The organism is Thiobacillus sp. (assembly GCF_018780105.1).
Taxonomy (GTDB): domain Bacteria; phylum Pseudomonadota; class Gammaproteobacteria; order Burkholderiales; family Thiobacillaceae; genus Thiobacillus.
Genome location: NZ_JADMKC010000018.1, coordinates 230,289 through 244,458, shown reverse-complemented (window position 1 = coordinate 244,458; position 14,170 = coordinate 230,289). Strand labels below are relative to the sequence as shown.

The window sequence follows — 14,170 nt, the reverse complement described above, 5'->3', positions numbered from 1 at the left end:
GAATGACGGGCTAATGGATGATTGGGTTTCATCAGTAGCCCCGGTGCGCCAGCAGCGTCTTGACCTGGCCCCAGTCGAACACCGGGCCGTCGCGGCAGACGAACGCGCCGCCGAACTGGCAATGGCCGCAGCGTCCCACCGCGCATTGCATGTTGCGCTCCATGCTCAGGTAGAGGTGCGATTCGGGCAGGCCGCGCGCCAGCAGACTGTCCGCTGCGGCGCGCATCATGCCTTCGGGCCCGCACATCATCGCCACGGCGCGCTCGGGGTTGAAGCGGGCGAGGCTGAACAGCTCGGTCACCCGCCCGACGTGCCAGGGCCACAGCGCCGCGCCCTCGTTCGCCGCCACCAGCACCTGGGTGTCCGGCAGTTTGGCCCAGCGGTCGTACTGCTCGCGCCAGATCAGGTCTTCGGCGTGTTTCACACCCTGGATGATGACCAGCTTGCCGAAGCGTTCGCGGCGTCGCAGCACGTAATGGATCACTGACACCACGGGCGCGCAGCCGAGCCCGCCGGTGACCAGCACGACATCGCGGCCGCCCATTTCCTGCAATGGCCAGCCGCGCCCGAATGGTCCGCGCAGGCCCAACGTGTCACCGGGTTGCAGCGCCGCCAAGCCCTGGGTGACGCGTCCCTGGGCACGGATGGTGTGGCCGATGACATCGCGTTCTTCCGGGTCGGACATGATGGAAATCGGCACCTCGCCGACACCGTAGAGGTACAGCATGTTGAACTGGCCGGGGGCGAAGCGGTATGCCGCCTGCGCCGCGGCGTCGTCGAGGCGCAACTGCAGGGTGAAGATGCCGGGCGATTCCTGGGTGCGCGCCACCACGGTGGCAGCGTGCGGCGGGCCGGCGTGGACCGGGTGCGGCATGGCGTTCATGACGGCACCTCGCTGGCGGTCAACGCGGCCACTTCTGCGGTCAGGTCGATTCCCACCGGGCACCAGGCGATGCAGCGGCCGCAGCCGACGCAGCCGCTGCGGCCGAACTGGTCGTGCCAGGTGGCGAGCTTGTGGGTCAGCCACTGGCGGTAGCGGCTGCGGATATCGGGTCGCACGTTGAAGCCGTGCAGGTGGCCGTGAGATTCGCCGAAGCACGAATCCCAGATCCGGCCATGTTCGCTCGACAGGCCGTCCAGGGCCGGCTCGTCGAGCTCGGCGTGGCAGAAGCAGGTGGGACAGACCGCGGTGCAGTTGCCGCAGGCGAGGCAGCGCGCTGCCACTTCGTCCCAACGCGGATGTTCCAGTTGGCTCATCAAACTGTCGCGCAGTGTGTGGCTGGGTAGCGTGCGTGTCTGGGCTGCTGCTGCGGCCTCGCCCTGCTGGCGGGCCGTTTCGATCTGCTGCGGCGTGGCGGGCGCCAGCGCCAGCGCCTGGAGCACGGCTGCGCCCTTCGCGCTGCCTGCCACGGTAATGAAGCCATCGGCGAGTTCCGCCAGGCTAATGTCGTAGCCCGCGGTCGGCGTCGGGCCATCGCCGGTGGAGGCGCAAAAGCACGTCGCCGCCGGCTCGGCGCATTGCACCGCCACCAGGAACAGCTGCTCGCGCCGCTGCGCGTACTGCGCGTCGCGCCGGCCCGCACGCATGAAATGCGCATCCTGCAGGGCCAGCGCGGCCAGATCGCAGGCGCGTACACCGATGATGGCCTGCGGCCGCACCGCCGGCAGAACGGCCGCAAACGTCAGCGCGCCCGCTGCATCGCGTTCCACCCGCCACAGCGATTCCTGCGGCGCAAAGGCCTGCGGCTTGATCGCCTGCGGGCCGTTGGCCCAGGCGAAGTAGCGCTGCTGCGGGTCCTGCGTCAGTCGGTAGCGTCCGGGGGCCTGTTCGGCCTGCAGCCCGCGCGGCAGGCTGTCGGCCGTGGCGAGTTCGCGCATCACGATGGCGTCGTTTTCCAGCGCCGGTCCCAGGCATTGATAACCGTGCGCCATCAGCTGGGCGACCAGCGACGGCAGCTGTGCCAGCGGCAGAAATCCGGCGTGATCGGACAGGGAAGTCATAGGGTGAATTCGGCTTCGACTATCGCAGTATAGGTTCACTCGCATCGATGCTGACAATGGCGGCCTGTTCGTCGATAGCGAGCGGCTCTTCGGTGTCGAGCTGATGCTGCAGCACGGCGAGATCGGCATCCGAGGCATCGTTGCCAAGCTGCGTGCGCTTGAGAATCCGCTCGCGCAGGATGGCGACGGCAACCTGGAAATCGAGAATATGAAAGGCCACGCCGCGCGACTGCGCCTGTTCGCGTAACAGGTCGCGTTGCCAGCGGGCGATGAAGGTGGCGTCGACTATGACCGGCCAGCCGGCGTCGAGCAGGTCGCCGCTCAGCCGGGCAAGGTATTCATAGGTGCGGCGGGTTGCGTCGGCCGCATAGAGTCGATCGCCGATCCCCGAGCTGCTGCGGGCCAGGGCATCGAGGCCGGCCAGGCGTTTGCGCTCGACGTCGGAACGCAGGCGGATCGCGCCCGGGATCTGCATCAATTTTTGAGTGCTGGTGGTCTTGCCCGAACCCGACAGGCCATGCGTGATGTCGAGCCGCAGGGGCAGGGGACGCGTCAGCGTCGTCGCCAGCTGCAGCAGCACGTGGGCGTCGTTCAGCGCTGCGTCGTGATCCGCTCCGCAGGTCTGCTCGGCGCGCAGCACGGCGACCTTGGCGCGCACCAAGGCACGATACACCGCGTAATAGCGCAGCAACGCCAAACCGCTGTGGTCACCCGTTTTTTCCAGCCAGAGATTAAGAAACAGCCAGGCCCAATCCGGGTGGCCGCGCTGCAGCAGATCCATGTAGCAGAAGGCGACTTCGGAGACGACGTCGATCCAGCGCAATTCGGGATTGAATTCGAGGCAGTCGAACACCAGCAGCTGATCGTCGACCCAGGCCAGATTGCCCAGATGCAGATCGCCGTGGCATTCGCGGATGAAGCCGTCGCGTTTGCGCGCGGCCATCAGCGGCGTCAGCCTGGCGTGCTCGGCCTCGCTCCAGCGCTGCAGCCCGTCGAGTAGCCGGCGGTCGTCAGGGTCTTCAAGCCGCGGTGCGATCTGCAGGAAGTTCTGCGCCACCGGCTGCCAGACGGCGTCCGGGCTGCCCCACGGACTGTCCGTTCCGGCGCGCGCGCAGTCCTGCAGATGGAAGCGGGCAACGGTTTCCGCGATGGCTTCGACCTGCCGCGCCGTCATGCCGCCTTGCGCGTCCAGCCGGTCGAGCGTGGCGTCGGGCGGGAACTGGCGCATTTTCACGGCGTATTCGAACGCTTCGCCGCTGCCGTTGATGTGTGGCGCGGCGGGCGATCCGGTGATCGGCACAACGTCAAGATAGATGGCCGGCGCCAACCGCCGGTTGAGTCGAATCTCTTCGCGGCAGGCATGCAGGCGCTGGTCGAGGCTGCTGAAATCGAGAAAGCCGAGATTCAGCGGCTTCTTGATCTTGTAGGCGAATTCCCCGGTGAGCAGGACGTGGGAGATATGCGTTTCGATACGCTGCACCTGATCCACCGGGTGGTCGTAGCAGGCGGGGTCGCCCAGCGCTTCCAGCATCGTGTTCATGTCGGCGGTCATCTCGTGCGCGTGTCCTTACAGTTGGCGCGCGTCATCTTTCAGCTGCCGTCTGCGGCATCGAAGGCGTTGCGCAGCGCGATGCAGACATCCTCGCTGGGTTGTTTGTCGATCACGATTTTCGAATCGGTCACGCCGGGGTCGGGGAGGATGTTGAGTGAGGGCATCGAATCTCCAGCGTAAATGGGTTCTCAGACAAGACGCGTCCAATCCAAGAATAGCAATGTCCCGTTCGTTTGGCGCCCCGCTGTTTGTTGAGGTGGCCGGAAACGCCGCATCCGGCATGATGCCGGGTGGGTTCGGCAAGGAGCGGAAGTCCAACTTCCTTGGCTATGGGTCAGCTCTTCGGCCTGAACGCTCATTAGTGGATTGCTATTTGGTCGGCCGCTCGACTTCGCATTGCCGCCGTTTGACCATTGACAACGAAAAATCAGCAGCGATAAATCGGAACGACCGCTTGTCGAAAATGCCAACTCACTCTTTCTACCCTCAACGGTCGGTCATGCTAGTTATGACCAGCTTCTGCTCCTTGGCCACTCCAGCCATTCACGTCATCGCCTTTTCAAGGTCAGCCATCTACCACAATCAGTGTCGCCATACTGTTCCCTGCCATATCCTTAATCGCCCTCTCGCCCGCGCCCTGGCATCCGGATGTCGTCCTCATTGGCGCTGCGGTGGCATTCAACGCAGTTCTTGAAGTCTCGAATTCCTTCTTCGATGTGCTCGCGCCGGATCTTCTCCGGCGAGTGCTCATGGCAGCCGTAGCAGGTGTAGCGGCTGTAGTCGTTACGCACGTGACAAGTTGCGCATTTCACATCGTGATCACGATCCAGAACGAAATACTTGTCGTGATCGAAGGTCGCGGGTACCCATTTCTCCTGGGTATGGCACTGGCTGCAATTCCCGGTGATCTGCTCGTGTAGAGAATCTTTGGGTGACTTGTGGCAGGACTGACATTCCTTTCGGGCATCTGCCTGGAGCAAGGCATGGTTGAACCGGCCTGCGATACGGAAGCGTTTCACTCCGGCGTGATCACTGTGGCACGCAAGGCAATCTTGCTTCACGAGCTTCTGATGGAATGGCGTGCTGGTGAGCGGTTTCTGGATCGGCTGCCCAAGGGTCGTGAGCTTGCCGATCTCTTCCGGCTTGTGACAGGTCGTGCAGCGTTCGGTCGTAGCTCCTGAAAACGGTGCGTGGCAGGCAAAACAGTCCGTTTCTAGCTTGCTGTGGCCGGAAATCAACTTGCCGGGGCCGACCATCAAGTGGGGATAGACAAAGGCCAGTATGGCCAGGACGATCAGGTTGGCCGCCAGAACGATCTTGAGGATTTTACTCATCGCCATCCCCAGAACAGGAAGATGCTGACGATGTGTCCCAGAGCCAGCACCGCAAAGGCAATGAAGATCGGAATATGTACCTTGCGCCACTTGACCATGGCGTCAAAGGTCACCGACTCCCAGAACACTTCCTGCTCGACCTCAGCCTTGGACAACCCGCGCAACTGGTAATGTTCGCGCTGGGCCTGGACATGTTCGCGCGAGCGTTTCAGTAGCATCTTGCCGACCATGCCGCTGATGACGTTGACGCCCATGGCGATCGTGGCCAGCCACGGCAGGATGGCATTGAAATGCACCCCAGCGTGCAGAAGCACCATCCAGGAACCCAGCCAGGTGCCGATCTCGTGCATGCTGAGCCAGGATTTGACGTTCCCGGTCGTGATGACTTTCCGCTTGCGCAGGGAATAGGTCAGCGATCCGATGATCAGCAAGGTTCCGGGGATGCCGAGATAGCGGCCCACCCAGACCAGATCGAGACGATGGAGCAGGTAGTCGCCGATGACGGTCGCCATCCCGAGCAGGGTCACTAATAGCGTGAAAGGCAGGATATGGTTGCGCCAGAGAGAGGCTGTGCCGGGTGTCGTCATTCAGGCCTCCAGCGTCACGTGGGTCTTGGGAATACTGACGCACATCAGGCAGGTACCAGGTTCGGGGTCGTAGTCCGGAGATTGCCGATAGGACACCTCGCCGGATCTTATCGTGGTTTGGCAGGTGCCGCAGCCCCCGGCGCGGCAGCCTGAATCGATGGCAATCCCCTGGGATTCTGCGAATTCCAGCAGGCTGCCCGACTGCGGTGACCACCGGGCCTGTTTGCCCGATTTGGCGAAGGTCACCATGATGTCGCTTGCAGGGGCTGCAATGGCACTCTCGGTAGCGGCGGTCTCCGGTTTGCGACGCTTGATGGACGCGGGACCGAAGGCTTCGAAGTGGATGTGTGAATCGGGCACGCCCCAGTCCTCCAGCGCCGCCACCAGGGTTTCCATCATCGGCGTGGGCCCACAGATGTAGTAATGGTATGGCTTCAGCGGCAATTCTATCCGGAACAGATTCACATCCACTCGCCCGTGGTGATGGAAATCTTTGCCCAGTTGATCTTCCGGCAGTGGGTCGCTGAAGCACAAGCGCAGATGGACGTTGGGTCTGGCAGCGGCGATTGCACACAGATGTGATGCAAAAGCGGTTTCCTTGCTGTTGCGCACACCATAGAAGAACCAGACTTCGCGCTCGGGTTGATGCGTCTGGCACCAGTTGAGCATGCTGAGCATGGGCGTGATACCGATGCCGCCAGCAATCAGAATGACGGGGCTGCTGCCCGGTTCGAGATAGAAATGTCCAGAGGGGGCACGGATTTGAAGTGTCGCACCGACCTGAATGTGGTCATGGAAAAAATTCGAGGAGCGACCTGGGGGATGATCGCACCTCGGCGGGGCGGGCACCCGCTTGACCGAAACGCGGTAAGAGTCTGTTTGGGGGGCGTCCGACAGAGAGTAGCAGCGAGTGATCTGCTCGGTGCCGCTGCCGTCGGCCTTGGGAACATCCAACCGGAAGGTCAGGAACTGGCCGGGCTTGTATGACTGAAGCGCCTGTCTATCCTCTGGCTCCAGGTAGAAAGAACAAATTTGCCCTGCGGTGTCTTCTATAACGCGTCGAGCAACCTTGAAAGGGCGAAATCCTGACCAGCCAGCCACTTCCGCCTTTGGCAGATTGACCGCGGGTATCGATTCGTCTGCTTCGGGCTGTCCGTGCTTGAGCCGACTGTAGGTCTGCCAGTGCTGCCAAAAGCTGATACCCAAGAACAACCCTACCTGCAAGGCGATGCCGAGAATAATCCAAAGCAGCAAGCTGAGAGAGGTCATAAGTCAGGGGATTCCCTGGGCATTTGTTCAGGGATGGAGCCTACTCTAATAGCCTTAAGAACATCTTAGTGAAATGCCGACAATACGCAGGGCATGTGGCAGGTTTCAGAGTGGTGCGGCCGACGTAATATGAGGCCATGAGTACAGATTTTCCCCAAGGATTGAGTCAAGAGGCTGCGGCGGCTCGTCTGGCCGCTGAAGGCCCCAACGAACTCGGCACGGAGCAGCGACGTACCTTGATTGCCATCGCAGCCGAGGTGGCGCGCGAACCGATGTTCCTGCTGTTGATTGGCGCCGGGGCCATCTATCTTGCTATGGGTGATGCCCACGAGGCCATGATTCTGCTGGGCTTCGTGGTCATCATCATGGTGGTCACCATCCTCCAGGAACGGCGTACCGAGAACGCACTCGAATCCCTCCGCGATCTCTCCAGTCCGCGCGCGCTGGTGATCCGGGATGGCGTGCCGACGCGTATCGCCGGGCGCGAAGTGGTACTCGACGACATTCTGATTCTGACTGAGGGCGACCGCGTCCCGGCAGACGGCGTGGTTCTGCAGGCTCACGAACTGGCCGCCGACGAGTCGATGCTGACGGGCGAATCCGAGGCGATGGCGAAGTTTCCGGACGGCGGCGAGGTATTCGCCGGTACGCTGCTCGTACGCGGTCAGGGGGTGATGCGCGTCACCGCGACTGGCGGCAAGACTGAGCTGGGACGTATCGGAAAATCACTGCAAAACATCGCCATCGAGTCCTCTCCGTTGCGCGACGAAATCGGCTGGCTGACGCAGCGTCTGGTAGTGATCGGCATTGGCCTGTGCCTCGCGCTGGCTGTCCTTTACTGGATTTTGCGCGGTGGCTGGATGGAGGGGCTGCTCGCCGGCATCACCTTGGCGATGGGCATACTGCCCCAGGAGTTCCCGGTCATCATGATCGTCTTCTTCGCCTTGGGTGCGCGGCGTATCGCAGCGCAGCGCGTACTGACGCGGCGCCTCAACGCCATCGAGACCTTGGGTGAAACCACAGTGTTGTGCGTGGACAAGACCGGCACACTGACCGAGAACCGCATGGCCGTATCCGCGCTGTCGGTTGGTGGTCAGATTCTGGAAACCGGCGACCTCGCCGCGGGCGAGCTGCCCGAGCACTATCACGAGCTGCTCGAATACGCTGTTCTTGCCAGCGAAATCGTTCCTCACGATCCAATGGAGCTGGCCTTCCATCACTTCGCCCACGAATACCTGCCCAACACTGAACACCTGCATCCGGACTGGTCGCTGGCGCGGGAGTATGAGCTTTCCTCGGAGTTGCTCGCCATGTCCCATCTGTGGCGGAACGATGCGGACGGGCGCGATGTAGTCGCCTCCAAGGGCGCACCGGAAGCCATCGCCGACCTTTGCCACCTTGAGGAAGAGGCGCGGCGCCGCGTGAGCCAGGAGGCGGAGATCATGGCGGGGCGCGGCTTACGCGTGCTGGGCGTGGCCAAGGCGAAGGCCGACGTCCACAAGAACTGGCCCGATATTCAGCACGATTTCGACTTCGAGTTCATTGGCTTGGTGGGGCTCGCCGATCCGCTGCGTGCGGAGGTGCCAGGCGCGGTCGCCGAATGCCATCGAGCCGGCATTCGCGTCGTCATGATCACCGGCGATCATCCGCACACGGCACGGGCCATCGCCGCTAGCGCCGGGATCGATAGCCGGGAGGTACTCACGGGGGATGAACTGTCAGCGCTGGATGCCGCGACGCTGGCGCAGCGCATCGCCGCGGTGAATGTCTTTGCGCGGGTCACGCCGCAGCAGAAACTCGCGGTCGTCGAGGCGCTGAAGGCCAACGGCGAGGTGACCGCCATGACAGGCGACGGCGTAAACGACGCTCCGGCCCTGAAGGCGGCGCATATTGGCATCGCCATGGGCAAGCGCGGCACCGACGTCGCCCGCGAGGCGGCCTCGCTGGTGCTGCTCGAAGACGATTTCACCGCTATCGTTGCTGCAATCCGCCTGGGGCGGCGCATATTCGCCAACCTGCGACAGGCGCTGGTCTATACGCTGGCAGTGCATATTCCGATCATTGGCCTGTCCATTCTGCCCTTGATGTTCGGGATGCCGCTGATTCTGGCGCCGATTCACATCGCCTTCCTCGAACTGGTCATCAATCCGGCCTGCTCAGTCGTGTTCGAAGCCGAGGCCGGCAGCCCCCGCCTGATGGAACAGCCGCCGCGCTCCACTACCGAATCACTGCTTTCAGCGCGGCAAATTGTCCTCAGCCTAGTTCAGGGAAGCCTGGTGACCTTGGTTGTCGCCGCGTGCTATTGGTGGCTCCTGGCGAATGGATCCATCGCCGAGGAAGCGCGAGCATTGGCTTTCATCGTCTTGGTCACCGCGAACGCCGCGCTCATCTTCCCAACCCGCCTGCCGCAATCGGGGTGGCGCGAAATGTTCGCGGGCCTGTCCCCCGTCAGCGCATGGGTACTGGGCGGAACGCTGCTGGGTCTCTCCGTCATCACCGGGGTTCCTGCCATTGCCGAGACGTTCACCTTCCGGCCACCATCACTCCCGCAGGGGTTGTTGGCTTTCGGGATCGGGGCCGGCATGCTGGTTTTATTCGAGGTGGGAAAGATCGTTATGCGCCAGCGCCATTAGGTCCGTCCGGTGAGAATTCACTTTTTCAAGGAGTGAGCATCCCTTTGTCTTTAGCCTTCCAAGCCGAGCAGTTTTGCGCGAATTTCGAACGACCGGAATAGAAGTGTGGAAGCAGCCAGTCACGATAATCATATCTAACGGCAGTTCAGGGTCGTGTTCCGCTGCTGAGGGAGTCAGAAAGCTGCCGTTCGGTGATACTCCCGGGTCTACGTTCGGTAACGAATCCATAGCGGAAGTAGTCGGCCCAACTCTCCAGCGGCCGCTTCGGCCGACAACCGGTCGAATTGAGACGTTCTGAAAAGCGAGTCAACGCAGCCTTCACCTTCGCATTCAGCAGATCCGCGGCAGCGGATCGTCTTCCAGTTCGTCCAGCACGCGGCGGCCGCCCAGCTCGGTTTCCAGGATTACCCGGCAGTCGCCCGCTTCGATGCGGCCGATGAGACACGCATCGCGGCCGCCGGGCAGCGCCTGCCAGCGCACGAGGATTTCCTGGGCCGTCGCTGCATCGGCCACGGCGACGATGCGACCTTCGCACGCCAGAAAATACGGGTCGTAACCCAGCATTTCACACACCGATACGACTTCCGGGCGCAGCGGTACGTCACGCTGATTCAGTGCCACATTGTGGCCGCAGGCGCGCGCGATCTCGTGGGCGACGGTGGCCAGCCCGCCACGCGTGGGGTCGCGCATGAAGCGCAGGCCGGGCAGGTCGCGCACCGCCTGTGCCAGCGGCAGCACCGAAGCGGAATCGGAACGCAGCTCGCCGGACAGGCCGAACTGTTCGCGCGCCAGCATCACCGCGATGCCGTGATCGCCCACCGGGCCGGACACCAGCACCACGTCGCCGGGCGCGATGGAGGCGATGTCGAGCGGCGCCTGCGCGCGTTTGACGCCGATGCCGGCAACAGACAGATAGAGGCCGCCGCCTTCGCCGCGCCGCACCACCTTGGTGTCGCCGGCCACTACGGCGACACCGCATTCCCGCGCGGCGGCGGCGAAGCTGGCGATGAGCCGGTCCAGCACCTCGACTTCGAGTCCTTCCTCGATCAGCGCTGACAGGGTGAGGTAGCGCGGATCGGCGCCGGCCACGGCGAGGTCGTTGACCACGCCGTGCACCGCCAGCGAGCCGAGATTGCCGCCGGGGAATTCCAGCGGCTGCACGGTGAAGCCGTCGGTGGTGACCATGAGTTCGCCGTCGAGCGGCGGCAGCGTCACCGCGTCGGCGTCGGTGTCGAGCAGCGGATTGCCGAGATGACGCGCAAAGATGTCGGTGATGAGCTCGCGCATCAGGCGGCCGCCGTTGCCGTGCGCGAGGAGAATGCGGGTGTCTTCCATGATGTTTACGTGTGAAGGAATTCGATGACCTGGCCGAAGCTCAGGCCGGCGTCGTTGACGGGAACCCGTTGCGGCAGATGGACCTTGAAGCCCGCAGCCTGCAATTGACTGAGCGCGGCTTCGGTCAGCACGCGGTTCTGGAATACGCCGCCGGTGAGGCCGATGGCCTCGATGCCGGTTTGCGCCCGCAGTTGTGTGGCCTGATCGACCAGCGCCTGCGCCAGGCTGAGATGGAAACCGGCTGCGCGTTCGGCAACGGACGCGTCACGGTCGGTCAGCAGCGGCAGCAATGGCGCCCAGTCGCTGCGCCAGACTCCGCTCGGGTCGCATTCGAGCAACAGCGGGATGGCTTGACCGTCAGCCGCGTCCGCCAGGGCTTCCAGCCGCATCGGGCCTTCGCCTTCAAAGCTCGCATGGGTGCAGATTCCGCACAGGGCAGTGGCGGCGTCGAACAGGCGACCGACTGCGGAACTGGCCGGGCTGTTGAGGCCGTGCGACCAGGCCTGATGCAGCGGTTCGGGCGCGAACGGCGCGGGCTGTCCCGTCTCCCACAGCAGCGCTGCTGCGGCGCGCCACGGCTCGCGCCCGGCCTTGTCGCCGCCGGGCAGGCGGAACGGCCGCATCGAGGCGGCGTGCTGCCAGCGGCCGGGCGCGCCGGTGAAGGCTTCGCCGCCCCATAGCGTGTCGTCCGCGCCGAGGCCGACGCCGTCCCAGGCGAACACGATCCATTCCTTCACGTCGGAAAACTCCCACGCCAGCGCCGAGGCATGGGCGTGGTGATGCCAGATTTCTGACAGCGGCAATCCGCTGTCGCGTGCGAAGCGGCGGTAGCCGTAACCGGGATGACGATCGACGATGAGCCGGCTTGCCTGCACCTGATACAGGCGCTGCAGGTCGGCCGCCACCTGTGCCAGCGTGTCGAGGCTGCGCGGTGAGTCGAGCTCGCCGATGTGCGGCGAGACGACGGCGCGCGTGCCCCAGGCGAGACATATGGTGTTCTTCATGTGGCTGCCGAGTGCCAGTACGGGTTCGGCTAGCGACACGGGCAACGCCAGTTCAAGCGGCGCACTGCCGCGTCCCAGCCGTAGCGGCCGGGGGCGACCGGCGATCACGCGATACACCGGGTCGTCGGCCGGGCGCACGATGGGACGGTCGTGGTGCAGGAAGGCGTCGGCGAGATGGGCGAGGCGGGTTTGCGCTTCGGCATTGCCGGTCAGCACCGGCTCGCCGGAGAGATTGCCCGAGGTGGCGATCAGCGGCCCGCCGAAGTCGTTCAGCAGCAGAGCGTGCAGCGGCGAGTAGGGCAGCAGGCAACCGATTTCCGCGAGGCCGGGGGCGATGTGTGCGGACAGACTGGAATCGGCGCGCCTGGGCAGCAGCACGATGGGGCGTTCGGGTGAGGCGATGAAAGCTTCCAGTTCCGGCGTGGTGTGCACGACCGCGCGCAAGGCCATGATGTCGCGCAGCATCACCGCCAGCGGTTTGGCCGGGCGCGCCTTGCGGGTGCGCAGTGTTGCGACGGCTGTGTCGTTCGTGGCATCGCACAGCAGGTGATAGCCGCCGACGCCTTTGACTGCGATGATTTTTCCTTCCCGCAATGCGGCGACGGCAGCGGCGAGCGCAGCTTCATCATCTGAGCCCCTCTCCCCTGGAGGGAGAGGGGTTGGGGAGAGGGGGTGGCCTACGCAATCCTCTCCATGCTCGCGCACATCACCCTCTCCCCAACCCTCCCCCCTTATGTCCCGCAGGGACGGTATCTCTTGGGGCAAGGGGGAGGGAGCCAGGCTGGTGATGAACTCCAGATGCGGCCCGCACACCGGACACGCAATCGGCTCGGCATGAAAACGCCGATCGAGCGGGTTCTCGTATTCGCGCCGGCAATCCGCGCACAGCGCAAAGTCATGCATCGACGTATTCGGGCGGTCGTAGGGCAGGGCGGTGATCAGCGTGTAGCGCGGGCCGCACTGGGTGCAGTTGATGAAGGAATAGCGGTAGCGGCGGTTGGTCGGGTCGTGCAGTTCGGCGAGGCAGTCGGCGCAGACGAATCCGTCGGGCGGCAGGTGGATATCGGCCTGACTGGATGCTGCGCTGTCGAGGATGGAAAATGCTTCGGCGTATTCGGTTTCGCAGGCGGCGACAGTGAGTGGTCCGGGGCCGGACAAGGGGGGCGCTTCGCTCAACAGCGCATGGCTGAAAACCTCAAGTTGTGCCGGTGTGCCTTCGGCATGGATTTCCACCGCGCCATCGACGTTGCGCACCCAGCCCTTGATTTTATGCTGCTGCGCCAGACGGTAGACGAAGGGCCGGAAGCCCACGCCCTGGACCCGGCCGCCGAGGGTGATATGGCGCGCGGCGCGCTCAGGCATCGACCGCTACGCGCACGCCGCCCGCCCACCAGATGCGGCAGGCGCCTTCGTCCGACACCATGCAGGGGCCGACCGGGTTACGCGGCGTGCAGGCCTTGCCGTAGATGCGGCACTGGTTGGGGTAGATCTTGCCGAGTACCACCTGCGCGCAGTCGCAGCCGGGCGGCATCTCGCCGGCGCGGCGGCGGCCGGGGTCGGCATGATCGGGGAACAGCAGGCGCGCGTTGTGTTGGGCGTAGGCAGGCTTCAGCGCATAGCCCGAGGTGGGGATGATGCCGATGCCGCGCCAGTTGGCGTCTACGACATCAAGGGTTTGCTCAAGCATGCGGCGCGCGGTGGGATTGCCGCCGGGGTGCGCGACTTCGCGGTAGCAGTTGTCGAGAAAACGTTCGCCGGTTTTGAGCTGGCGCAGCACGGAATAAAACGAGGCGAGCAGCGACTCCGTGCCGAAGCCGGCGACCGCGGAAGGAATCTCGTGCTGGTCGACGACGAAGCTCCATTCCTCCGGCCCCATGATGGTGGAGACGTGGCCGGGCGCGACCAGCGCATCGAAGCCCGGGGTGCCGGACGCCAACAGCATGGCCACCGCCGGCCAGGTCAGGCGACCGGACAGCAGAATGCTGAGGTTGTCGGGGATGCCTTCGGCCAGCATCGCGGCAGTCGGCGCGGTCGTGGTCTCGAAGCCGGCGGCGAAGAACACCACCGGGCGCCCCGGGTTTTCCTGCGCGATCTTGCGCGCATCGAGCGGGCTGGCGATTGGCCGCACATCGGCGCCGGCGGCCTGTGCCTCGGCCAGCGAACGCACCTCGCCCTTCTTCACGTTGACCGGCACCCGCAGCATGTCGCCGAAGGCAACCAGAATGACCTTGTCCTGCAATGCAAGCTGCATGGCTTGATACACGTCCTCTTCCGGGCAGATGCACACCGGACAGCCGGGACCGGGCACCAGTTCGACCCATTTCGGCAACGCGCCGCGCAGGCCGGCGTGGGTGATCGAGCGCTCGTGTCCGCCGCACACGTTCATGATCTTGATCGTGCGATCGAATTCGAGGGCGTGGAGCTTGTCCAGCCAGGCGCGGGCTTCGTCCATGTT

11 protein-coding genes are annotated in these 14,170 nt (G+C 64.1%); 1 reads left to right on the top strand and 10 read right to left on the bottom strand.

The window, feature by feature from the left end:
• Positions 1-31: 31 nt before the first annotated feature.
• From IV098_RS11380 to IV098_RS11350, 7 genes are all read right to left on the bottom strand, one after another.
• Positions 32-883, bottom strand: coding sequence for an FAD/NAD(P)-binding protein (locus tag IV098_RS11380; protein WP_296889193.1), 852 nt, complete (start codon positions 881-883; stop codon positions 32-34).
• Positions 880-2,001 carry a 4Fe-4S dicluster domain-containing protein gene (locus IV098_RS11375; protein WP_296889191.1) on the bottom strand — a complete coding sequence of 374 codons (1,122 nt, stop codon included), beginning with the start codon at positions 1,999-2,001 and terminating at the stop codon, positions 880-882. The genes IV098_RS11380 and IV098_RS11375 overlap by 4 nt, the downstream gene beginning before the upstream one ends.
• Positions 2,002-2,020: 19 nt before the next feature.
• Complete coding sequence (locus IV098_RS11370) at positions 2,021-3,541, bottom strand: bifunctional aminoglycoside phosphotransferase/ATP-binding protein (RefSeq protein WP_296889189.1); 1,521 nt, start codon at positions 3,539-3,541, stop codon at positions 2,021-2,023.
• Positions 3,542-3,591: 50 nt separating this feature from the next.
• Complete coding sequence (locus tag IV098_RS11365) at positions 3,592-3,717, bottom strand: hypothetical protein (protein WP_296889186.1); 126 nt, start codon at positions 3,715-3,717, stop codon at positions 3,592-3,594.
• Positions 3,718-4,167: 450 nt separating this feature from the next.
• A complete protein-coding gene (locus IV098_RS11360) occupies positions 4,168-4,887 on the bottom strand; it encodes a cytochrome c3 family protein (protein ID WP_296889184.1) in 720 nt (239 codons plus the stop codon).
• Positions 4,884-5,474: a hypothetical protein gene (locus IV098_RS11355; protein WP_296889183.1), complete on the bottom strand. Its 591-nt coding sequence runs from the start codon at positions 5,472-5,474 to the stop codon at positions 4,884-4,886. The genes IV098_RS11360 and IV098_RS11355 overlap by 4 nt, the downstream gene beginning before the upstream one ends.
• Positions 5,475-6,743 carry a 2Fe-2S iron-sulfur cluster-binding protein gene (locus tag IV098_RS11350; protein ID WP_296889181.1) on the bottom strand — a complete coding sequence of 423 codons (1,269 nt, stop codon included), beginning with the start codon at positions 6,741-6,743 and terminating at the stop codon, positions 5,475-5,477. It lies immediately after the preceding gene.
• Positions 6,744-6,880: 137 nt separating this feature from the next.
• Between IV098_RS11350 and IV098_RS11345 the strand changes: the two genes are divergently transcribed.
• A complete protein-coding gene (locus IV098_RS11345; protein WP_296889179.1) occupies positions 6,881-9,376 on the top strand; it encodes a cation-translocating P-type ATPase in 2,496 nt (831 codons plus the stop codon).
• A gap of 330 nt (positions 9,377-9,706) precedes the next feature.
• Here IV098_RS11345 and hypE read toward each other — a convergent pair whose 3' ends face one another.
• Genes hypE through hypD form a run of 3 tightly spaced genes read right to left on the bottom strand, consistent with a single transcriptional unit; the run spans position 9,707 to position 14,167 of the window.
• Positions 9,707-10,711: a hydrogenase expression/formation protein HypE gene (gene hypE, locus IV098_RS11340; RefSeq protein ID WP_296889177.1), complete on the bottom strand. Its 1,005-nt coding sequence runs from the start codon at positions 10,709-10,711 to the stop codon at positions 9,707-9,709.
• Positions 10,712-10,716: 5 nt separating this feature from the next.
• A complete protein-coding gene (locus IV098_RS11335; RefSeq protein WP_296889175.1) occupies positions 10,717-13,077 on the bottom strand; it encodes a carbamoyltransferase HypF in 2,361 nt (786 codons plus the stop codon).
• Entirely contained in the window at positions 13,070-14,167 is a 1,098-nt protein-coding gene (hypD, locus tag IV098_RS11330) for a hydrogenase formation protein HypD (RefSeq protein WP_296889173.1), read from the bottom strand. Before hypD ends, IV098_RS11335 begins: the two co-directional genes overlap by 8 nt.
• Positions 14,168-14,170: the final 3 nt, after the last annotated feature.

Excerpts from the sequence above, each read along its gene's own strand:
- IV098_RS11380 (WP_296889193.1), bottom strand. The coding sequence starts at position 883 with ATGAACGCCATGCCGCACCCGGTCCACGCCGGCCCGCCGCACGCTGCC.
- IV098_RS11375 (WP_296889191.1), bottom strand. The coding sequence starts at position 2,001 with ATGACTTCCCTGTCCGATCACGCCGGATTTCTGCCGCTGGCACAGCTG.
- IV098_RS11370 (WP_296889189.1), bottom strand. The coding sequence starts at position 3,541 with ATGAACACGATGCTGGAAGCGCTGGGCGACCCCGCCTGCTACGACCAC.
- IV098_RS11365 (WP_296889186.1), bottom strand. The coding sequence starts at position 3,717 with ATGCCCTCACTCAACATCCTCCCCGACCCCGGCGTGACCGATTCGAAA.
- IV098_RS11360 (WP_296889184.1), bottom strand. The coding sequence starts at position 4,887 with ATGAGTAAAATCCTCAAGATCGTTCTGGCGGCCAACCTGATCGTCCTG.
- IV098_RS11355 (WP_296889183.1), bottom strand. The coding sequence starts at position 5,474 with ATGACGACACCCGGCACAGCCTCTCTCTGGCGCAACCATATCCTGCCT.
- IV098_RS11350 (WP_296889181.1), bottom strand. The coding sequence starts at position 6,743 with ATGACCTCTCTCAGCTTGCTGCTTTGGATTATTCTCGGCATCGCCTTG.
- IV098_RS11345 (WP_296889179.1), top strand. The coding sequence starts at position 6,881 with ATGAGTACAGATTTTCCCCAAGGATTGAGTCAAGAGGCTGCGGCGGCT.
- hypE (WP_296889177.1), bottom strand. The coding sequence starts at position 10,711 with ATGGAAGACACCCGCATTCTCCTCGCGCACGGCAACGGCGGCCGCCTG.
- IV098_RS11335 (WP_296889175.1), bottom strand. The coding sequence starts at position 13,077 with ATGCCTGAGCGCGCCGCGCGCCATATCACCCTCGGCGGCCGGGTCCAG.
- hypD (WP_296889173.1), bottom strand. The coding sequence starts at position 14,167 with ATGGACGAAGCCCGCGCCTGGCTGGACAAGCTCCACGCCCTCGAATTC.